At 65.4% G+C, this 21766-nt stretch carries 16 protein-coding genes; 7 read left to right on the top strand and 9 right to left on the bottom strand.

The window, feature by feature from the left end:
- The first annotated feature begins 6 nt into the window (after positions 1-6).
- Positions 7-2925: a M36 family metallopeptidase gene (locus LWC34_RS14010; RefSeq protein ID WP_233725483.1), complete on the top strand. Its 2919-nt coding sequence runs from the start codon at positions 7-9 to the stop codon at positions 2923-2925.
- Positions 2926-3044: 119 nt separating this feature from the next.
- The gene (locus tag LWC34_RS14005; protein ID WP_284051443.1) at positions 3045-5228 is read left to right on the top strand and encodes a patatin-like phospholipase domain-containing protein; all 2184 of its coding nucleotides are present in this window, start codon (positions 3045-3047) and stop codon (positions 5226-5228) included.
- Here LWC34_RS14005 and LWC34_RS14000 read toward each other — a convergent pair whose 3' ends face one another.
- Positions 5229-6002 (bottom strand): glucose 1-dehydrogenase, encoded by a 774-nt coding sequence (locus LWC34_RS14000; protein WP_233725482.1) that lies wholly within the window; start codon positions 6000-6002, stop codon positions 5229-5231. It lies immediately after the preceding gene.
- A gap of 476 nt (positions 6003-6478) precedes the next feature.
- Between LWC34_RS14000 and LWC34_RS13995 the strand changes: the two genes are divergently transcribed.
- From LWC34_RS13995 to LWC34_RS13985, 3 genes are read left to right on the top strand one after another with little or no spacing between them, the layout of a single operon-like run.
- A complete protein-coding gene (locus LWC34_RS13995) occupies positions 6479-6898 on the top strand; it encodes a hypothetical protein (protein WP_233725481.1) in 420 nt (139 codons plus the stop codon).
- Positions 6895-7116, top strand: a complete 222-nt coding sequence (locus tag LWC34_RS13990; RefSeq protein WP_372496489.1) for a helix-turn-helix transcriptional regulator — start codon at positions 6895-6897, stop codon at positions 7114-7116. The genes LWC34_RS13995 and LWC34_RS13990 overlap by 4 nt, the downstream gene beginning before the upstream one ends.
- On the top strand, positions 7113-8075 hold the full coding sequence (locus tag LWC34_RS13985) for an NAD(P)-dependent alcohol dehydrogenase (protein WP_233725480.1): 963 nt from the start codon (positions 7113-7115) through the stop codon (positions 8073-8075). The genes LWC34_RS13990 and LWC34_RS13985 overlap by 4 nt, the downstream gene beginning before the upstream one ends.
- On the opposite strand, the gene LWC34_RS13980 is transcribed toward LWC34_RS13985, so the two are convergent.
- Genes LWC34_RS13980 through LWC34_RS13965 form a run of 4 tightly spaced genes read right to left on the bottom strand, consistent with a single transcriptional unit; the run spans position 8065 to position 11662 of the window.
- A complete protein-coding gene (locus tag LWC34_RS13980; RefSeq protein WP_233725479.1) occupies positions 8065-8535 on the bottom strand; it encodes a winged helix-turn-helix transcriptional regulator in 471 nt (156 codons plus the stop codon). The two genes, LWC34_RS13985 and LWC34_RS13980, sit on opposite strands and share 11 nt — an antisense overlap.
- 1 nt (position 8536) lies before the next feature.
- Positions 8537-9538: an NADP-dependent oxidoreductase gene (locus LWC34_RS13975; RefSeq protein ID WP_233725478.1), complete on the bottom strand. Its 1002-nt coding sequence runs from the start codon at positions 9536-9538 to the stop codon at positions 8537-8539.
- Positions 9528-10508, bottom strand: coding sequence for an LLM class F420-dependent oxidoreductase (locus LWC34_RS13970; protein ID WP_233725477.1), 981 nt, complete (start codon positions 10506-10508; stop codon positions 9528-9530). The genes LWC34_RS13975 and LWC34_RS13970 overlap by 11 nt, the downstream gene beginning before the upstream one ends.
- The gene (locus LWC34_RS13965) at positions 10505-11662 is read right to left on the bottom strand and encodes an acyl-CoA dehydrogenase family protein (protein WP_233725476.1); all 1158 of its coding nucleotides are present in this window, start codon (positions 11660-11662) and stop codon (positions 10505-10507) included. Before LWC34_RS13965 ends, LWC34_RS13970 begins: the two co-directional genes overlap by 4 nt.
- Positions 11663-12026: 364 nt before the next feature.
- Here LWC34_RS13965 and LWC34_RS13960 point away from each other — a divergent pair, with 364 nt between their 5' ends.
- Complete coding sequence (locus tag LWC34_RS13960; RefSeq protein WP_233725475.1) at positions 12027-14771, top strand: AfsR/SARP family transcriptional regulator; 2745 nt, start codon at positions 12027-12029, stop codon at positions 14769-14771.
- Between the two features lie 21 nt (positions 14772-14792).
- Here the strand turns inward: LWC34_RS13960 and LWC34_RS13955 are convergent, their stop codons facing one another.
- The 4 genes from LWC34_RS13955 to LWC34_RS13940 form a co-directional block, all read right to left on the bottom strand.
- On the bottom strand, positions 14793-15905 hold the full coding sequence (locus LWC34_RS13955; RefSeq protein ID WP_233726438.1) for an IS630 family transposase: 1113 nt from the start codon (positions 15903-15905) through the stop codon (positions 14793-14795).
- A gap of 1088 nt (positions 15906-16993) precedes the next feature.
- Positions 16994-18025, bottom strand: a complete 1032-nt coding sequence (locus tag LWC34_RS13950) for an IS110 family RNA-guided transposase (RefSeq protein ID WP_233725474.1) — start codon at positions 18023-18025, stop codon at positions 16994-16996.
- Positions 18026-18543: 518 nt separating this feature from the next.
- The gene (locus LWC34_RS13945) at positions 18544-19665 is read right to left on the bottom strand and encodes an IS701 family transposase (protein ID WP_233726437.1); all 1122 of its coding nucleotides are present in this window, start codon (positions 19663-19665) and stop codon (positions 18544-18546) included.
- 123 nt (positions 19666-19788) lie between these two features.
- Positions 19789-20613, bottom strand: coding sequence for a phosphotriesterase family protein (locus tag LWC34_RS13940; RefSeq protein ID WP_233725473.1), 825 nt, complete (start codon positions 20611-20613; stop codon positions 19789-19791).
- A gap of 20 nt (positions 20614-20633) precedes the next feature.
- Between LWC34_RS13940 and LWC34_RS13935 the strand changes: the two genes are divergently transcribed.
- Positions 20634-21761, top strand: coding sequence for a TIGR02679 family protein (locus LWC34_RS13935; RefSeq protein ID WP_233725472.1), 1128 nt, complete (start codon positions 20634-20636; stop codon positions 21759-21761).
- The last annotated feature ends 5 nt before the right edge of the window (positions 21762-21766 follow it).

Genomic DNA, 21766 nt, shown 5'->3' with positions numbered 1-21766 from the left:
GTGGGGATGCGAAGACAACCTCTTCGGCGGGCCGGTGTGCTCGTCGCGGTCGGGGCGTTATCCGCGAGTCTGCTGTGGACAGAGACGGCGGTGGCGGCCCCTCAGCAACCCAAGGACTCCCATGTCCAGGGTGACACGCACGACCATGGTGACGTCGACAACCGCCCCGGCGCGGCGCAGCCTTCCACCCAGCAGAGACAGCTCGCGGCTCAGGGCAGCTCGACTGTCCGGTGGAACAAGTACGGCACGCCTGCCACGCTCGTGCCGAAGCCTGGGGCTCAGCGCCGGTCGGCCGCGTTGGCTGATCCGGTGGCTGTCGCCAAGGCCTATCTCGCGGACAACCAGGCCGCGTTCGGTCTGAGCGGCAACTCCGTCGAGACGATGGAGGTGCTGGTCAACCGGCCGATGGGGCAGGGTTCGTACGTCATGCTGCGGCAGCGGTTCGGGGACCTGCCGTCCATGCTCGACGGGCTCGCGGTGTTCGGCATCAACAACGGCGCCGTCACCTACCTCAGCTCGACGCTCAGCCCGAACCGGCCGAGCCCTGAGCCTGCAACGATTTCGCCTGATCAGGCCCTTGCCTCGGCGTCCGCCGACGCGGACCTGACGGCCGACGCACTGGGGACAACGCGCGTGCTGCTCGGCGCGGTGCCGATGCCTGAGGGCGCGCCGCGCGCGGCGTATCAGGTCGTTCTGATGAGCAAGGACGACGAGCACCCGACTGGCTTCACCACATATGTCGACGCACGGACCGGGCAGGTGCTCGTGCGTGAGAACATCATCGACCACGATTCCGACAACCCGGAGTGGGACGTCTTCCCGGCCAACCCGCCTGCTGACTACTCGTCGCGTGACAACCGCGTGCGGTGGTGCTTGGTGAAGGCTCCGGGTTGCGAGCGTGCGGTCAGCACGGCGGACCGTGGCGTCGCGTGGGACGCGGACCCGGTGACGGGCGCGCCGACGCAGACGAGCGCTGGTAACTCCGCGAAGGGCACGGAGAAGTGGGACGACCTCGCCAGTAGCACGGTCGGCACTCGTACCTCGGCGCAGAGCCCGACGCGCGAGTACACGTATCCGTGGACTAACCAGTGGTACAAGGAGAAGTGCAACCCGTCGGTCTTCGCCAGCCCGCAGCAGAACGACATCGACGCCGCGCTGGCCAACCTGTTCGCGTCGCACAACCGGATGCATGACTGGTCGTATCACCTCGGCTTCACCGAGGAGACCTGGAACATGCAGGCCAGCAACGGTGACCGCGGTGGTCTCGGTGGTGACGCCGAGCGCGGCAACGCGCAGGCCGGTGGTCGTGCGGGTGGCGCGCCTCCTGGCTTCCTGTCACGTAACAACGCCAACCAGTCGAGCCCTCCGGACGGCGTTCCGCCGACCACGAACATGTACCTGTGGCAGCCGACGCCCGGCGGGTTCTACGCGCCGTGCGTTGATGGCGACTACGACATGTCCGTCATCGGGCACGAGTATGGTCACGCCATCAGCGGCCGTCTGATCGCGGGTCCGAACAGCGGTTGGTCGGGCGCGCAGGGTGGCGCGATGAACGAGTCCCACTCGGACTTGTTCGCGATGGAGTACTTGTACGAGTACGGGTTCAAGCCGCGTGGCGACACCCCGTACGTCACCGGTAGCTACGCCACTGGCGACCTGCGTACGGGTATCCGTAACTACGACATGAGCAAGAGCGAGCTCAACTACAGCAACATCGCCTACGACCTCGTCGGCCTGCAGGTGCACGCTGACGGCGAGATCTGGAGCTCGACGAGCTTCGACGTCCGGCAGGCCCTGGTCGACAAGTACGGTCTCGGCACGCCCGCGCTGCAGCGGGACTGCGCCGACGGCAAGGTGCCGGTCGAGAAGTGCCCTGGCAACCGGCGCTGGGTGCAGCTGGCGTTCGACGCGTTGCTGCTCAACGCGTCCGGTGCGGTGAGCTACGTCGACATGCGGGACGCGACACTGGCGGCGAACCAGATCCGCTTCGGCGGCGTGGACTTGCCGGACCTGTGGAATGCCTTCGCACAACACGGTTTGGGCCGTGACGCGGCGAGCAACGGCGGCAACGACGCCGACCCGAAGCCGAGTTTCGCCTCACCACACGGTCGCAACGGCACGGTGAAGCTCACGATGAACAAGCCCGGACGGTTGTACGTCGGTGACTACGAAGCCCGTTCGGTTCCGGTCGCCGACACCGACCCGGCCACTCCCCTTCCCGACACTGTGGAGATCACGCCGGGTACGTACAACTTCGTTGTGGCCGCGGACGGATTCGGCAGCACGAAGGTCCGCCGGACTGTCAAGGCTGGCGAGCGCGAGGTCATTGTTCCGTTGTTGCTGCCCAACGTGGCGTCCCGCAGCAACGGCGCGACGGCCACCGGTGACGGCGTGAACGCGGACAAGCTGATCGACGACACCGAGGCGACGAACTGGGCGTCCGTTGGCTCGCCGGTCGCGGGCAAGGGCGTCCGGATCGACCTGGCCGGCGACCGGCCGCAGCTGGTCACTCGCGTGCAGGTCAGCGCGCAGCTGAGGCCGCAGGTCCTCGGCGACGCGGATCCTGACCTGCAGAACCGGTTCACGGCGTTGCGGCAGTTCGAGATCCTGTCGTGCAACGCGGCGTTCGGGAACGACTGCGCGGATCCGGCGAACTACCGCGAGGTGTTCACCAGCCCGGGCAACGCGTTCCCGGCTGACGCGCCACGGCCGACCGCGCCGGACCTGTCGGCGAGGTCGTTCGACATCCACCCGACCATCGCAACGCACCTGATGGTTCGTGTCCTGACCAACCAGTGCACGGGCGCGAAGGCATACGCCGGGTCGCAGCACAACGACCCACGCTCCACAAGCGACTGCACCACCGGCAACCCGACGGTCGCACAGACCGTCCGGATCGCCGAACTGCAGGCGTTCGCCTTCTGATCAAAGGGGCGGGTCGCCGGTGTCCGGCGACCCGCCCCGAAATACCGGATGCCCGGCAGCCCATAACCTAGTGTCCACTCCGGCCGATATAGGAATCAGGCACGGCTCGGGGAGGACAGATGGGCGCCATCGACGAGTACGAGCGACCGGATCGTTATCACATCGCGGCCGACGCGAACTTGATGCGGATCTCGCCTGTCGAAGCGGACAAACGGGCAAAGCAGGATCCCGGCGGCTATCTCGAGTACGTCAAACACTCCTGCGATCTCACGATGCGCGGCGGCACGACCAGCGGGGTGATCTATCCCCTGGCGGTCTGCGCCCTTGCCGAGCACTACACGTTCCGTAACGTCGGTGGCGCGTCTGCCGGAGCGATCGGCGCCGCGACCACAGCGGCCGCCGAATACGGCCGTTATCGGCAACCCGCGGCGCCCGTCACCGGCGAGGCAGTCCACCCAGGATTCGCCGGGATGGCCGGGCTGATCAAGTGGCTGATCTCCGGAGAGGGCACGGAACGCTGGCGCCTGCCAGCGCTTTTCCAGCCCAATGGCAACCTGCACAAGGCATACCGCCTGGCGACGGCGTTGATGCAGAGCCCGAAGACCACCGGCCGCAGGCGATTCACCTCGGTGTTCACTGCGATGTTGTTCGCCGTCAAACCGTTGGGCACGTTGGCGTTGCTCGTGTTGTTCGCGCTGTGGCTGGTCGGCCCGTACTCACTGCGTTGGCTCATTCCGCCGTCCACATGGAACGGTTCACTGTGGGCGGTCGCTCTTCCGCTCCTGGCAGTGGCTTTGCTCGCGGCCTGGTGGGCGTACAAGGTGACGGCGGCCAGATTCGGCAAGATAACGTTGTTCTTCCTGATCCCGTTGATCCTCGGGCTGACCGGGATCCCGCTGTATGACGTCGACGCGGTCGGTTGGTTTGTGGCGGGCGCGATCCAGGTTTTGGTGTGGCTCGTGCTGACGTTCGCGGTGGCGGGCGCGTTCGCGGTCATCTACACCGTCGCGTCCTGGCCGCTGCTGGCGCGCTACAAGTCGCACCGCTTCGGCCTGGTTCCGGGCTCGGCCAAGTACAAGCCCAGCTTCCTCGACCGCGTCTGTGGCATCCCCTCGGCTCGGGTGTCGCCGCTCGTGTCCTGGCTGGCCGACCGGATCGACGACCTCGCAGGCATCGACCACACGCGGGCACTGACCTTCGGCGACCTCTGGCGTGGCCCGGACAAGCCACGGGAATCCGATCCGGCGTACTGCCCGCCGCCGGGTGAGCGCGTGATCAACCTGGCGCTGATGACCACGGACCTGTCGGCGAGCCGCCCGCACGAGCTGCCTTTCCCGGCTGACGAACGTTGGCAGTTCTGCGCGGAATGCCTGCGCGACTTGATCCCGGATCGCGTCATCACCCAGATGTCCACGTCCACTGTGGATGGTGTGACGTGCCCGGAGCACGAGAACGTCTCGCTGCACTGGCTGCCGCAACCCTGTGATGTGCCGGTGATTCTCGCCGCCCGGATGAGTTTGCCGCTGCCCGGGTTGATCTGCCCGATCGTGCTGTACCGCGACCGCAGGCCGCACTGGTTCTCCGACGGCGGGATCACCAGCAATTTCCCGATCCACTTCTTCGACTCCTTGCTGCCGCGCTGGCCAACCTTCGGCCTGAACCTGGAATCGGTCGAGCGCGAGATCGAGGACGGCGAAATCTACCTACCGGACCAGGACTCCTCGAAGCCTCGCGAGCCGTACACCGAAATGGGCGGTACGGCACTGGCTTTCGTCGGCCGGATCCTGAACACGTTCATGGACTGGCGTGACACCATGCAGTCGGCGCTGCCCGGATTCCGTGGCCGGATCGCAACGATCCCACAGGGTCCGGGCGAAGGCGGCACGAACCTGTTCATGTCACCGGAAATCATCGAACGCCTTGCCCTGCGTGGCCTCGCCGCTGGGAACACCCTGCGCCTCCGCTTCACCTCGCAACACAGTGACGAAGCCGACGGCTACACCCGCACCGACCGTTACCGCTGGATCCGGCTTCGGTTGGCGCTGCGCGAATTGCGTGAGATCTCGTTCCAGGCTGACGCACGGGCGGTGCTGTACAAGGACCGTACCGCGCATTACCCGATCCCGGCGGCGATGGCTGATTGGTTCGCCGGGCCGACGGTCCCGCCCGTGGTCGAGCCTCATGCCGCAGACATCGTGTGTTCGTACGACCACTTCATTGAGATGGCGAATACCTGCCTGATCAAGGAATTCGACGGGACCGCGCCGGTCAATCCGGTGCTTCGGCTGCTGCCCGCGGAGTGATCACCCGGTGCCGGTGATCCCGCCGTCGACCGGGATCACCGCGCCCGTCAGGTAGGCGCCCGCGGGTGAGGACAGGAAGATCGCCGTGCCCGCGATGTCCTCCGGCTTGCCGACGCGTCCCATCGGGATCGCTGCAAGGACGTTCTCCCGGGCATCGGGCGCGTCCAGCATCCACTTCGTCATCTCGGTCGGGAAGAAGCCGGGCGCGATGACATTGACCGTGATGTCCTCGCCCACCAAGCGCTTCGCGAGATGCCGAGTGAGCATGTGTACGGCGGCCTTGCTCGCGGAGTACGAGTAGTTCTCGTACGGCGGCACGCGCAGCCCGTCGATCGAACCGATGTTGATCACGCGGGCGGGGCGTTGTTCGCTCGCCCGCAGGGCAGGCAGCAGGGCGATCGTCAGCTCGAACAGGGCTGTGACGTTGGTGGAGAGGACCTTTTCCCAGCCTTTCGCTGGGAACTCCTCCAGCGGTGCGCCCCATGCCGTCCCGGCGTTGTTGATCAGCACGTCCAGCCGTCCGTCGAAGTGCTCGCCGACCGCGTCCACGATCCTGCCGATGTCCTCAGTGGATGTCAGGTCGGCTTGCAGCGCGTGGCATTCGCCCGTTTTGGACAGTTCCTCGGCGATCTTCGCGGCCGCGCCCGGCTTACGCGCGCAGACAAGCACGCGAGCCCCGGCCTCGACCATGCCACGAGCGATCATCTCGCCAATACCCCGCGAACCACCCGTGACCAGCACAGTCTTACCGGCAACGGAAAAAAGTGCACTCATGATCGTAGCCTAGCCGGATCCGCCACCACAGCCACCCCACACCGTGTCCACCGTTCGTTGCGACCGTGTCCACCGTTCCTGCACACCGTGTTGACCGTTCCTTGCGGCCGTGTCCACCTTTGCTGAATGGTGTGTCCACCTTTGCGTCACACCGTGTTGACCACTGCTTGCCACCGTGTTCGCCACTGCTTGCTGGTTTGTCCTGCTTTCCAGCGTCGCGCTTTTCGCTTCGGGGCTTGCACCTCAGGGCATCTCTCATTGCACCGTCCTCGCGCGTGTCCACCGGCTCCGTCACGGTGAGTCAAACTGCTCGGCTCGCTTTCGCTGTGGCTTTTTGCCGCTGTTCGCCGCTCGCGGGTTCAACTCACCATGACGGAGCCGGTGGACACGCGGGTTGACGTAAAGAACCTTTGACATTATGTTGAGGGTGTTTTACATTGGGTCGTGTCAAAGTTGTTTTACATCGAGGAGCGGGCGTGGCGTACGAAGAGAAGCGCGCGTGGATCATGGGCCTTGTCACGGTCGTGACCTACACGATCTACGCCATCATCGTGCTGAACGGTGATGGCGCGCTGACCGAAACTCCTTACGTCGCAACGATGATCTGGACGATTGTGGTGGCCATCGTCGTCTCCATCGTTTTCGAGATCGGGATCGCCGCGACGACCCCGAAAGACGACAGACGCAAGGACCAGCGGGATACCGAGATCGGGTATTTCGGTGACCGGATCGGCCAGTCGTTCCTGGTGGTCGGCGGGATTGGGGCGATGGTTCTCGCGATGACCGAGGCGAACCACTTCTGGATCGCCAACACCATCTACCTCGCGTTCGTGCTCATGTCCGTGCTCGCGTCGATCGCCAAGATCGCCGCTTACCGGGTCGGGTTCCAACAGTGAAGCCCACGAAGGTCACCAACCAGATTAGGGCGCTACGGTTCGCCAACGGCGAGATGACGCAGGCCGAGCTGGCCGAACGGGTCGGCGTCACGCGGCAGACGATCATCGCGATCGAGCAGGGGCGCTACTCCCCTTCGTTGGAGATGGCGTTTCAGATCGCGCGGGTTTTCAAGGCAGCACTCGACGATGTTTTCCAATACCCAGGAGACGAAGAATGAAAGCCATCGTTCAGGACACCTACGGCAACGCCGATGTCCTTCAGTTCCGCGTTGTCCCGGCTCCCACGCCCAAGCCGGACGAGGTGCTCGTCCAGGTGCGCGCGTCGGCCGTCGACGCGGGAGTGTGGCACCTGATGACTGGGCTGCCGTACCTGGTCAGACTGGCCACTGGCTTACGCAGACCCCGAAAGCCGATCTTGGGCATGGACATGGCCGGGACCGTCGAAGCCGTCGGCGCCAACGTCACCGAGTTCGCGCCGGGCGACGATGTGTTCGGCATCTGTGGCAGCGCGTTCGCCGAATACGCGACGACGAAGCCCGCCAAGATCACCGCGAAGCCGAAGAACCTCACCTACGAACAGGCCGCTGCCATCCCCACATCCGCCACGACCGCGCTCAACGCCTTGCGGGACAAGGGTGAAGTGCAAGCGGGCCAACGGGTTCTGATCATCGGTGCGGGCGGCGGAGTCGGATCATACGCCGTGCAGCTCGCCAAGATGTTCGGCGCCGATGTCACCGGGCTGTGCAGTACGGCCAAAGTGGACTTCGTACAAAGTCTCGGCGCGGACGAGGTTCTCGATTACACAAAGGACGATTTCACCCGCGACGAGTTCGACCTCATTCTCGACATCGCGGGCAACCGGCCGATGAACTACGTCCGCAAAGCCTTGTCCGCAAGGGGAACTCTGGTTGTCGTCGGTGGTGAGGACGGCGGCAAGATCATGGGTGGCACCCAGTGGATGTTCAAGGCCCCATTGCTGTCGCTGTTCACGAAGCACCGGGTTCGCGGTGTGATCTCGTTGGCGAACAAGAAGGATCTCGAACTGCTGAGGGACCTCGCCGAAGCCGGGAAGTTCACGCCGGCCATCGACCGGGTGCATCCGCTCAGCGAGGTCCCTGAGGCTGTCGCCTACGCACAGGCCGGAAAGGCCAAAGGTAAGATCGCCATCACCGTTTGACCCCCGACGGGCCGGGTTCTGGCGTGACAGTGTGATATTCGATGTCACCACCGCAGTTGCGGCACGCGACGTACGTCTCGGATATCTGGCCGCATTCCTTGTGCCGGAACAGAATGGGCGGACCTTCCGGATCGGACAGGTACTTGTCGCCCCACTTCATCAGCGTCACGATCGCCGGGAACAACTCGCGGCCCATTTGCGTCAGCCGGTATTCGTGCCGCTCGGGATCGATCGCGTAGAGCACCCGGTCAAGCAGTCCGGCTTCGACAAGCGTCTTCAACCGTGCCGACAGTGTCGGCCTCGGTATCGACAGGTTACGGGCGAACTCGCCATACCGGCGGACCCCGAAAAGACACTCGCGCAGGATGAGCAGGCTCCATCGCTCACCGACCAGCGCCATCGCGCGGCCGACGGTGTCCGATTCGAACCGGTGCTTGAGGTCTTCCGGGGAGTACGTCATGTCACACCGCCAGAATCAGTTTGCCGGTGTTCTTACCGGCGAAAAGCCCGTTGAGCGTCTCGGGGAACGCGGCGATCCCGCCGTCCACAATGGTCTCACGGGACGTGATCCGGCCTTCCTGAAGCCACTTCGCGAGATCCGCGGTGGCTTCGGGATACCGGGCTGCGTAGTCGAAAACCAGGAAACCGGTCATCGACGCGCGCGCGACGAGCAGCTGCATGTAGTTGGCCGGGCCGCTCGGCGGCGTCTCCGAGTTGTACTGGGACACCGCGCCGGAGATGACCACGCGGGCGCCGCGGGTGAGCCGCGCGAGCACGGCTTCGAGGATCTCGCCCCCGACGTTGTCGAAGTACACATCGACACCGTTCGGGGCGTGTTCCTTGAGCTGGCCGCGAATGTCACCGGCCTTGTAGTCGATCGCCGCGTCGAAACCGAACTCCTCGACAAGCAGCTTGCACTTCTCCGGCCCGCCAGCGATACCGATCGTCCGGCAGCCCTTGATCTTCGCGATCTGCCCGGCGATGCTGCCGACCGCGCCAGCCGCGGCGGAAACCACAACCGTCTGACCCGCCTCAGGTTTGCCGACATCCAGAAGTCCAAAGTAGGCAGTGAAGCCGGTGTTGCCAAGGGTCCCGAGGTGCATCGGCGCGGGCGCGAGCGACGTGTCGACTTTGGACACGCCCTTGCCGTCGGAGATCGCGTACTTCTGCACTCCGAACACGCCGTGCACGATGTCGCCCTCGGCGAAGTCCGGGTGCTTCGACGAGACAACCGTGCCGACCGCGGCGGCCCGCATGACCTCGCCGATGCCCACCGGCGGCAGGTACGACTTGCCCGCGTTCATCCAGCCGCGCATCGCCGGGTCCAACGACACGTACTGGTTTTCCACCAGGAACTGGCCGTCGCCGGGCTCGCCGACGGGCTCCTCGGTGTACTGCCAGTCCGTCGGTTTGGGCAGGCCGACCGGACGGGCCGCAAGACGGTACTGCGCGTTAGCGGTCATTCAGCGTGTACTCCTTCAACGCGGTGAGAACGGCACTTCCCGCGGGATCTTCCGCGGTGCTCGGGACAATGGCGACGTGATCGGCGCCTGCTTGATGATATTTGGCGATCCGGTCCGCGATCTGCTCGGCGGTCCCGATCGCACAGACTCTGGCCAGCAGTTCGGCTGGCAGGTCTTGCGCGAGCTTGGCGTACGACTCCCCTGCCCTGGCACGTTCGACCAGCTCGCCGTAGCCGAGTTCGGTGAACATCTCGCCGTAACCAGGCGGTTTGAGGTACACCACCAGCTGTGCGGCCAGTTGCTGGTAACTCGCCGCGCCCGGGTTGATCGCCGCGGACACCCACACGGCCAGGCGCGGAGGTTTGACGCCCGCTTCCCGGGCGTGAGCGTCGATCGCTTCCCGAACTCTGGCAACGATCCCTGGCGTGACGATGTTCAGGACGACCTCGTCCGCCTCCTCGGCGGCGATCTTGGTCATCATCGGGCCGAACGCGGCGATCGTGACGTTGCGGGAAGGCAGTGCGTGCCGCAGCCGGAATCCCTTGGTCTGGACCTGCTCGCCATGGAAGTCGGAGCGGCCGTCTTCGAGGATTCCGCGCAGCGCCCAGACCGTCTCACGCATCCGTGCCGCAGATTTCCCGAATGGACGGTTGTGCCAGTTGGTGACGATCGTCGGGCTGGACGCGCCCAAAGCCACGTCCACCGGGCGGCCGATCAGTCTGGCCACTGAGGACAGTCCAAGCGCGATGCTGACCGGGCTGCGCACGCCAACCGCCAGCGGGCCGATGCGCAGGCCGATCTGCTTGGTCCGCATGCCGATCGCGGTCGCAAGGGCGAAGGCGTCGAACGTGACCATCTCGCCGATCCACAGTGTCCGGTAGCCGAGCCGGTCAGCGGTCTCGGCCACGTCCAGCGCCTCCAGATCCGGCCGGTACAGCCAGAACGGGATCACCGCACCGAGCTCGCTCACATCTGCTCGGTTCTCGCAGGCACACCGAGTAGCAGCTTGCCGGGCAGTTCGTAGCTGGCCTGGTTGACCTGGAAATGCGCCGTCGCGGTGTGTGCGTCACGGAACCGTCGCTCGAGCGGCGACGACTTGTAGATCGCGGCTCCACCACCGAGTTCGTACATCGCGGTGGTGACTTCGGCTGCCGTGCGCACGACATGGGTCGCCGCTAGGCGCAGGCCAAGGCGCAGCGACTCGGATACCGGTTGCTCGGATTGCGCGGCCTGCCAGGCGTCCTCAATGGACTGATACATCAGCACCCGCGCGGCGCGCAGTGCCGCTTCCGATGCGGCGACCGTGGCCTGGGTTTGCGGCCGTTCGGCGAGCGTACGTGACGAGCCGAGGGATTTCTTCGTGGTGGCCAGTTCGAGCAGATCGTCGATCGCGCCACGGGCATTGCCGAGCGCGGCAGCCGCGATCGACAGGGCGAAGTAGCCGAAGAGCGGGAACCGGTGCAGCGGGGTGGCGCCCGACGGCGGGCCGTTGACCACCGAGAAGACACGGTGATCCGGCACGAACACATCCTTGGCCACGCAGTCGTGGCTGCCGGTGCCGCGCAGGCCGTTGGTGTTCCACGTATCCAGCACGGTCAGGTCCGTCTTCGGGATCGCGGCGACCCTGAGTTGGTCACCGAGCACGAACCCGGCAAACAACCAGTCCGCATGCGGGATTCCACTACAGAAAGGCCACTGCCCGGACAGGACGACGCCGCCGTCGACCTGAACGCCCTTGCCACGCGGGGCCCAGACCCCTGCTGCGGCGGTCGCGGGGTCCGTGAAGATCTCCTCGGCGCCCTGCTGGGGCAGGTAGGCGGACAGCAGGCTGCTGGTGACCGCGATCGACACGCACCATCCGGCGGACGCGTCGCCACGAGCGACCGCCTCGGCCGTCTCCAGGCTCACCGCGGGTGGCGCCTCGGGGCCGCCGAGGCTGATGGGCACGCCGGAGCGCAGTAACTGGCCCTTGGTCAACTGCTCGACCAGCGCGGGCGGCAAGGCGCGCATGGTCTCGATGTCGACGGCCAAGCTCTTGGCCAGGTCGGCACAGGCTCGCGCGGCGCGGTGCATCTGCTGGAAGTCACCGGGGGGCGCGGTTGCTGGAACGACTGCGTCAGGCACGTGCACTCCTGAGTCGGTTCAAATTTCTTACCGGTTCACTATCTTTACCACTCGACACACCGAGCAAGCAAACAAGAGAAGCCTTCATGCTGACTCGGAACGCTGTTACGGTACGCGGACCATGATCAACACTCGCCGTGAGGGGGCGAGCTGCCGGTGTTGGATGCCATGAAGGTCTTCACGGGCATACGACCCGGATTCACCGGCAGAGTTATTGACCTCCGTCCAATCGCCTCTCTTTGTTGCCATGTCCGTATCTCAGTTTGAGCACGGTCTGACGGAGCTGGGGATTCACGACAATCGCCGCTCGGGCCAATCCTTTTTGTCGGTATGCTCTTTCGCGACACTCGACAGGGGGGTGCCAATGCGACACGACGTGCGAGTCCTCGGTACGTGGCATGTCCATGTCGACGGCGTAGCGGTCGACATCCCCGCCGGCCAGCTGCGTGTGTTGTTCACTTCCCTGCTGCTGTCGGCCAACAAGCCCGTCCGAGTGGACCGGCTGGCCGAACAACTGTGGCCGGAACGCGGCCCGGCCAGCACCCGTGGCTCATTGCACACTTATGTCCGGCGACTCCGGAAACTGCTCGGTTCAGAGCTCATTCAAACAGGCCCCGGCGGGACATATCAGCTGACGATCCCAACCGACGCCATCGATGTGCACCGGTTCCGCGATCTGCTCGACCAGGCACGCACCGCGAAAACCGAGACCGAGGAACTCGTCCTGCTCAGTGCGGCGTTGGAACTCTGGCGTGGCACGCCGTTCGAGGACATGTACTCAACCTGGCTCGACCGCGACGTGATCCCCCGGCTGACCGAGGAGTGGTTCGCCGCGACCGGCCGCCGGATCGACCTGCAACTCAGCGCGGGCGCCTCCGAGCAACTGATTCCCGAGCTGTACGAGCTCACCGCGCAATACCCGGCGCGCGAGTCGTTGTGGTTGCAGCTGATCACCGCGTTGCACCGCGCGGGCAGGCGTGCTGAAGCACTGACCGCGTACCGGCAGGTCCGCGACATCCTGCGCGACGAGCTCGGGATCGAGCCGAGTCAACGTCTGGTCGAGCTCCAGCGGCGGATCCTGATGGAGACCGACGACACGCCCGCGAGCACGTCTCCACGGCAACTGCCCCACGACATCGCGCGATTCAGCGGACGTGCCGAAGAACTGGACGCCCTCGACGAACTATGGGACAACCGGGGCAACGACGGCCTGGTGATCATCTCCATCGATGGCGCGCCCGGCGTCGGCAAGACGACCATCGCTATCCGGTGGGCGCACCGGATCGTGCACATGTACCCGGATGTCCAGCTGTACCTGAACCTTCGCGGGTACGCGCCCGAAGGCCCAGTCACACCGGCGGCGGCCGCGGAGACTCTGCTGCGGTCGCTCGGTGTGCCCAACGAGGTGATTCCGTCCGGTTTGGACGAACGGTCCGCATTGCTGCGTAGCACATTGTCGGGCCGAAGAACCTTGCTGTTCCTTGACAACGCCCGTGACGCCGAACAAGTCCGGCCACTGTTACCGAGTACGACAGCATTGGTGATCGTCACCAGCCGCAACCAACTCCGCGCACTGTCCATTCGAGACGGAGCATACCGGCTCACCCTGCACCGCCTTGCCCGCGAGCAGTCGCTGGAACTGCTTGGCGCGGCCATCGGTCAACCCCATGTCGCCAAAGACATCTCCTCCGCGGGCAAACTCGTCGAACTGTGTGACAACCTGCCGCTCGCCATCGCGATCGTCGCTGAACGCGCACTGCGCGCCGCCTCGTTGCGGGAGGTAGTCAACGCGCTGGAAGACGAACAAGCCCGGCTGGACAACCTCGACACCCGCGACGACAACCCGTACACGAGCCTGCGAGCGGCCCTGACCTGGTCGTATCAGGCCTTGAGCGCACAGGCCGCCGCGATGTTCCGCAAACTCGGCATGTACCCGGGCAACGACATCAGCCTCCAGACGGCCAGCGCCCTTGCCGACATGCCACAGGCACAGTTCGCGCTCGATCAACTCGTCGCCGCGCACCTGGTGGAAGAGCGTCAACCCGGACGCTACGAACTGCACGACCTGGTCCGCTTGTACGCAGCCGAAACAGCGGGTCAGGACACGGTACGGGAGCAAAACGAGGCCGCGCGCCGATTGCTCGGGTGGTACCTGCACACCACCACCAACGCGGACCACTTCATGGACCCCGGGCGGCACCGGGAATTCCTGGTGGGGGCACCGCCGACGACCGTGCCAGCCAAGGACTTCACGTCCGTACACGACGCCAAAGCGTGGTTCACTCAGGAATACGACAGCCTGCGTTCGGTCACCGCATGGGCAGCCGCACACGGATATCCCGAGTACGCGTGGCGCATCGCGTTGAACATGACGACCTTCTTCGACTACGCCATCCCATGGGATGACGGCGTGGAGTACTACCAAGCCGCGCACAAGGCTGCCAAGGCTGCTGGGGAGGACCTCGGCGAGGCGTACACGCTCAACTCACTCGGGTGCGTGCTACTCGACATGGGCAAGCAGCGGGCGGCCATCCCCCGGTTCCAAGCCTCACGTACCAAGTTCCAGGCCCTGTCCAACCTCCGCGGAACGGCCATGACCACCGGAAACCTCGGCCTGGCGCACGTGGAGCTCGCGGAAACCGACGAAGCGGTCGAATATACGAGCCAGGCGCTCGAACTGTACGAACGGCTGGGTGACAACCGAGGCGTCTGCCGCAACCTCGACAACCTCGGCAGCGCGTACGCGAACAAAGGCGAGTACTGGACTGCGGTCGAGTGCTTCCAGAAGGCTGTGGCGCTCAACCACGGATCAGGGCATTCGGACAACGAGGCGTGGCTGCTCACCCACCTTGGCGACGCGTACGCCAGCCTCAAGGAGTACCCGCGCGCCATTCGTGCGTACCGACAGGCCGTTGACCTGTTCCGGCACACCGGCAATGGGCGGCACATGGCGCAGGTGCTGATTGATCTGGGCACGACTCTCGACGCTTCAGGCCACCCTGGGCTTGCGCGGGGTATCTGGGAAAGGGCCGTCGGCATCATGACCGACCTCGCCGATCCGCGTGCCGACGATCTTCGGGAGAAGCTGGCCGCTTTCTCGGGCAGCTAGTGTCTTGTAATTCTGTTGGCTTTACTTCGCGTTGTTGTTGAGCAGCTTCTTGACACTGGCTTGGACGACGCGGACCTTGGCCAGGATCTCCTCGGCGGTGGCGGTCCAGATGAAGGGCTTGGCCTTGGCGTTCCAGTGGTTGATGTAGTCACGGATCTGTCCGATGAGGACTTTGACCGACGTGAAGGTGCCGCGGCGGATGGCCTGGCGGGTGATGATGCCGAACCAGATCTCGATCTGGTTGATCCACGACGAGCCTTTCGGGGTGTGGTGGAACCGCACATGCGGGTTGGCCTCCAGCCAGGCCATCACCTCGGGCGTGCCGTGGATGGACAAGTTGTCCAGCACCACATGGACGTTCTTGCCCGCGTGCGGTTTCACGGCTTTCTTGAGGAAGGCCAGGAAGTTCGCGCCGTCGCGGACCGGGTGGCATTCGCCGTAGACCTCGCCGGTGGCCACGTCGAGTGCGGCGAACAGGTTCGTGATGCCGTGCCGGCGGTAGTCATGGGTGCGTTGCTCGCTGGCGTCGAAGGTGATCGGCAGCAGCGGCTGGGTCCGGTCCAGCGCCTGGATCTGGGTCTTCTCATCGACGCTGAGAACGACCGCGCCGCCCGGCGGGTCCAGGTACAGACCAACGATGTCGGCTACCTTGTCGGCGAACTCCGGGTCCTTGCTGAGCTTGAACGTGCCCTGTCGATGCGGCCGCAACCCGTTGTCGCGCCACAGCTTCGCCACATAGTGATGCGAGACCGACACCCCTTCGACGCGGGTGATCCACGCGGCCATCTCCCGGCTCGACCAGTGCGACAACCCGGTCTCGATGGGTGGGCTTGTGCGGCTGGCCGCCAGGATCCGCGCCCGCACCCGCACCGGAACCTGCTCCCGCCCGGCCCCGCGCGGCCGGTCCAGCAACCCGCCCACACCGTCTGCCGCGTAGCGTGACAGCCACAGATCCACCGTCGGCCTCGACACACCAGCCAGCTCCGCGATTTCCTTCTTCGCCCGCCCTTCCGCCGACCACATCAAGATCCGCGCCCGCGTCGCGACCGTCGCCGCTACGTCCGGACTGTTCACCAGCGCCCGCAACTCGGCCCGCTCGTCGGCTGTCAACTCCATGCCGACAGCCAACACCATCACCAGTCACACCAATGTAAAGCAAACAGAATCACACGACACTAGTTGCGGGCTTGCGGTGATATCGCCGGGTGTTCATTCAGCGAATTGGTTTCAGTTGTGCTTTCGACTCGGCTTTTCGTTCCAGCCTGGTTGCTGAGGTTCGCTTTTCTTTCCAGTGTGGTTGCTTTGCTGTGTTCCTGTTCCAGCGTGGTTGTTGTGGCTTTGTTCCTATTCCAGCGTTTCGATGGTCACCGCGGCTCGATTTGACATGGGAACCCCGCGCGGCAATGCCACTGACTTAAGCATTCTGGCTGGCGGCAAGCGGCGCAGGGTCGATTGGCGGTGGCGTTGATGTCCATAATGGACGATTGATCGTCACATTAGTCTCACTTACCCCGCGCGTTACTCCTGTTACCCCGGCTGGTGCCGTGAAGGCCACCTTCGCGGCATCCAACGCACCACAAGTTCCCCTCACGGACCATGGCGGGCCTGAATGAGGGCCACTGTGGACAGTCTCGTCCATCGGTGGCACGGGTACGCCTTGCTCGCGGGCCGGGCCACTCGCGTTTCGCACCTCTAAAGATCAACCTCGCGCCCCACACATGCAGACCACCTCTGAAGTGCGAGGACTCTCTCAAGTCAGTGGCATTGCCGCGCGGGGTTCCCATGTCATCTATGAAGGAGCGGGGCCGGTCAAGTCCGGGGGATTGTTTTTCTGGGTTTTTCTGGCGATCGCGGGCAGGGAGGTCCGCGGTGTGGGGGTCAATGACTGGCCCGGAGGGCCACCCCTTCCGCAGGAAGGGGCGTGGTCTTGACGCCGATACCGTCGGAGATGTCACGCTATTCAAGCCAGGAAAATTGTGTGGTGTGGTCCCCTTTTTTCGTGGTGGGTTCGTGTGAGGTGTGTGGTCGCGTTCGCCGGTGCCCGGAAATAGTCCGGGTGACAAAGACCAACCCTCGGGGGCTGGTTGTCGGTCATCTATCCGCTGGGTGTGTGCATGGTGAGGTGCGACCGTGGCCAGGCGGGATCAATCAAATCGACGACCACGCCACCCCGGGGGTGGGGGTCAGACACGGGCCGATCCGCGCCTGGTCACGACCAGTCCTCATCCGGCCTGCCGCGGGTGCAGGGCGCGGATGTGTCCGTCCCGCAGGCCATAAAACACCAGCGTGAGCAGGCGGCGGGCGACCGCGACGGTCGCGATGTTGCGGCCCCGCCGCTCCTGGATCCCCTCCCGGGTGGCCACCAGCCAGCCTGTGCCGGCGGGGACTTTCTGGGCGGCTTCGACCACCGCCCAGCGCACCAGCCGAGAGCCCTGTTTGGTGATCCGGCCCCGGCGCACGCTCCGGTCCGATTCGTGGTGTTTCGGGGTCAGCCCGGCCCAGGAACACAACTGCCGCGGCGAGCGAAACCGGGTGATGTCACCGATCTCGGCGATCAGGACCGCGGCCAGGATCGGGCCGACACCGGGGATCTGTTGCAGCACCAGGTATCCCGGATCAGCCGCGACGTGGCGGGTGATCAGACTGGTGACCACGGCGATCTCGAAACCCAACGCCTCGATCAACCGGCACTGACTGTTCACCCTCGCCCGGAACGGCGGATCCAACGGCGCTTCGGCCAGCAGGGCCCGGCCCCGGACCCCGAACACATCACTGACCGGCAGCCGGACGCCCTGCTTGGCCAGCACCGCGTGCACCCCGGCTTTCACCCCGGTCCGCAGGTTGACCAGTTTCGCGCGGTGACGCACCAGCTCCCGCAGGCCACGCACCCGCGGTGGCGCGATCCAGCCCTCAGCCAACCGGCCCCGCCACAACACCTCGGCCAGATCCGCCGCGTCGCGCCAATCGGTCTTCACCCGCCGCGTGGTCCAGCCCTTGATCCCCAGCGGATGCGCCAAATGCACCCGCGCACCCGCCTCGGCCAGCGCGTCCGCGGCCCAATACCAGCCATACGTGGCCTCCAGCACCACCTCCGGGCACCGTCCGGCCTTGCCGATCTCGGCCATCAACGTCATTGGGTCGTTGTCGATCCGCACCGCGTCCAGTCGCTCACCAGCGGCGTTCAACCGCACGATCACCGACCGATGCCGATGTAAATCGATCCCGACGTACTGTTGTCCGTCATACTCAGACACCAGGGGCCTCCCTTGCGTGAGATTTAAGGCAAACCCGAGTGTCCGCTCGGAACCCACCAGGAGCGAGGCCCCGCTCCTTCATCACATCAAATCGAGCCGCGGCGACCACCCAAACGCTGGAACAGGAACAAAGCCACAACAACCACACTGGAACGAAAAGCGAACCGCAGCAACCACTCTGGAACGAAAAGCCGAGCACGCTGAAAGTCACAACGAAACCTATCCCCAACCACTACGGTGAACGCCTCGCATCGACAAGCCAATCCGTAGTGAAAGCCATAGCCGGATTGCCAATGAAAATCTGCGCCGAAAGCCCAAACTCCCGCTCCACCCTAGTACGACAGCAGCACAGTGTTATGCCTGTTGATATTTGCGGTGTTGTCGCTGGTAGTGGCTGTGACGGGCGCGGGTCTGGTGGCGTCGGCGCCAGGTAGACCAGTGCTGGATGTGTGCTCGGGGATGTACTGGACGGGTGAGGGTGGCCCAGAGTCGTCGGATTTCGTTGCAGGATAACGGGATCAGCCGATCAGGATCGGTTCTGGCGCCCCCTTTTCCGGCGCCGGATGGGGCGGTGGTGGGGTGCGGATGCGTTCAGTATGGGCGGTCACGGCCAGGAACGCCGCGGCGAGCATGGCCAGGGTGATGTGCCGGTACCACGCGATGTACTTGCGGACTTGATAATGGTCCAGCCCGGTCTCGTTCTTGGCGAACTGGAACGTTTCCTCCACCGCCCAACGGGATCCGGCCACGCGCACCAGTTCCGCGAGTGGCACCGGACCGGCGGTGTGGCAGACGTAGTAGGCCAGATCGGTCGGATCGCTGATCGAGCGACGCACCAGCAGCTGATGCCGCTCGCCGGGACCGGGATCGATCAGCAGCCAGTCATACAAGCGGTGGCCCTTGCTGCCCCGCCCGGCCGAGAGCCGCTGCCAGCCCCGCGCCGGTGCCCGGCCGGCCAGCACGTCCGCGCGCGCCGGCCCGGTCGGCGTGGTCACCTGGTAATCGCAGGACACCGCCAGCACGTAGTTCACCGCCTGCTCGGCCAGCCAGTCGCGCAGGGCCGGGTTGTCGCCGTAGAGCTCGTCCGCGGTGAACCAGCCCACCGTGACCCCGGCCTCCAGCAGCCGGGCGAGCATCCGGCGGGCCAGCTCGGGTTTGGTCGCGAACTCGACCTCGTCGCCGATCCCGGCCTCGCGACAGCGATCCCGGTCGGCACACCAGGACTTCTGCGGCAGGTAGAGCTCCCGGTCGATCAACGCCCGGCCATGCCGGGAGACATAGGTCAGAAACACGCCGACCTGACAGTTGTCGATCTTGCCCGAGGTGCCGGTGTACTGGCGTTGCACACCCGCGGATTTGGTGCCCTTCTTGATGAATCCGGTCTCGTCGCCGACGAACACCCCACTCGGGTCATCCAGATGCGCCAGCACGTAGCCACGCACATCGTCGCGCACCGCCTCGGCGTCCCAGCGGTAGAAGTTCAGCAGGCGCTGCATGCCGTCCGGGCTGCTGTCCCCGGCGAGCTCCGCCAACGACCAGGAGTTCTTGCGCTCCACACCAGACAGCAGCCCGAGTAGGTACTTCTGAGCACGGGCACGCGAATCGGCCTGCGCGAACCGGCCAGCTACCAGCGCGAACATGTCATCAAACCCGGCCCGCCAGCGGGCGAAACCCTCGTCTACTACAGTCTCCGACGCGGCCACCGCGTCTTCCTCGAGTCCAATCACACCTCGAAGTTGATCACGCGGTGGCCGCACCCATGATCACGACCCCACACCAAGATCACACTGTGCGGCTGTCGTACTAGGCTGCAGCTCCCGCACCAGATACGACATGCCGGGCCGCGACCGAGCAGCCGCGGTAGTCGTATCCCCACCAATCAGCAACTGCTCCACATGCCCGGCCTCGATCAAACCAGCCAGGCAGTCGAACAGCCGCCAGTCCGTGCCGTGGTTGGCCTGGGACGGTCCGTCGAACGCCAGGAACGCACCGGATCGCGCCAGGTCACGATGCATGCCTAGATCCGGCGACCGGTTCAGGTGACCAAGAATGACGCGGTGCGGCGGCACCTCCAACCGCCCACACAGCAGGTCCAGCACCGCGAGGCCACCGGTGCCGCCTTCGAGGTGCACACCGATCGGGGCTCCGGTCACGCGATGTGCCTGCGCCGCCGCGGTCATGGTGTGCCGGGCGTGGTCGTCGAGGCCGTGGAAGTCCCCGGAGACTTTGATCATGCCAGCCCAGGACAGTTCCGCGATGAACACCTCGGCCAGCCGGTCCCAGATGTCGTCGAGCGAGCCGTAGTGCCTGGCCTGGTGCAACCCGGTCGCCGCGACGATGTGCACGCCCGTCGCGCGGGAGATCTCGACCAGCCGGTCCCACTGGCGTCCCATGCCGTGTGGCGTCCACTGCACGATCGACTGGCCACCGAGCGCGGCGAACCGCTGGACCTCGACCAACGCGGCCGCCGCGTCGTCGAGCTCCTGACCTGGCAGTGCGGGCGTGCGCAGGAAGAGGTGGTCGTGGGCGTCGCAAATGCCCAGCTCTTCTGGCGGGATGTCGCCAAGGACCGTTCGGACCGCGTTCACTCGCCTGTTATACCCAGTGCATGGAACGACTGTCGCCCGCATTGGCACCGGTGTGGAGAGCTGTCCACGCACGGCTGTCGACAGGCCTGCCAGTCAGCCGGATCAAACTCGACGGACTCGACGACGAGCAACAGTCCGCCATCGCGGACCTGCTCGGTTCCGCCCGGCTGCCAGGCACATCCGTGACCGTATCGCTGGCCAGGCTGGACGAGGCATTGACCGAGGCGATCGGCAAGTCGACCCGCGAGATCGTGGCCGAGCTTGTCGGGCCGATCGGCGACCGGGCTGCTGACCGGCAGCGTGCCACCCAGCAGCGAGCCGCGCTGCGCGACTGGCTGGTGAACCATCCTGTGGTACAGGCTGAACCCGCGCTGGCGCAATGGGCGCGCACGATCCGTGCCAGTCGCGACGAACTCGACAAGACGTTGGCCGTGCTCGCGCGACTGCCTGCCGACGGCGTTCCCCTGCCGGTGTACGCCGATGCGGTACTCGGCGACACACACGCGTTGGACGAGGGCACGCGCTGCGGGCACCTCGTAATGAAAGCCCTGGCAGCGATGTACGGCATCGAAGATCGCCGCGCGCTGTGGGAACGAGTTGGTGTAGCCGACGACCAACTGTCTTCGACTGTCCTGATCGCGGGGTTCCGATCGGCTGGCGACACTCCAGCCGACCAGATCCTCAGGGTGACCGCGAGGGCCGGGCACGCGGCGGTCTTGACACTCCAGCAGGTCAGGGCGGGTGTGAGTGATCCAGGACCGGACGTGTGGGTGGTCGAGAATCCCAGCGTGCTCGCGATGGCTTTGGCCAGGTTCACCAATCGGTGCCCACCCATGGTGTGCACGTCCGGCTGGCCGAGCGCGGCGGCGATGGCGCTGTTGCGGCGATTGACCGCGCGTCTGCACTACCACGGGGACTTTGACGGGGACGGGCTGCGAATCGCCGCGTACGTCGTGGCGAGAACCGGCGCGCTGCCGTGGCGGATGACCAGCGCCGACTATCTGGCCGGAGTGTCCGACGGGCCGCCGGTCGGCCGGGTCACGCCGGTGCCGTGGGACCCGGATCTGGCCGGCCACCTGGTTCGTCACGGCCGGACACTCGCCGAGGAACGGGTGGCCCCCAAGTTGCTGGACGAGCTGGGATACTGACCGGC

The sequence above is a fragment of the Kibdelosporangium philippinense genome (assembly GCF_021390435.2).
Taxonomy (GTDB): domain Bacteria; phylum Actinomycetota; class Actinomycetes; order Mycobacteriales; family Pseudonocardiaceae; genus Kibdelosporangium; species Kibdelosporangium philippinense.
Note: the sequence above shows the minus strand (reverse complement) of the source record. Positions and strands in the feature narration are given on the sequence as shown.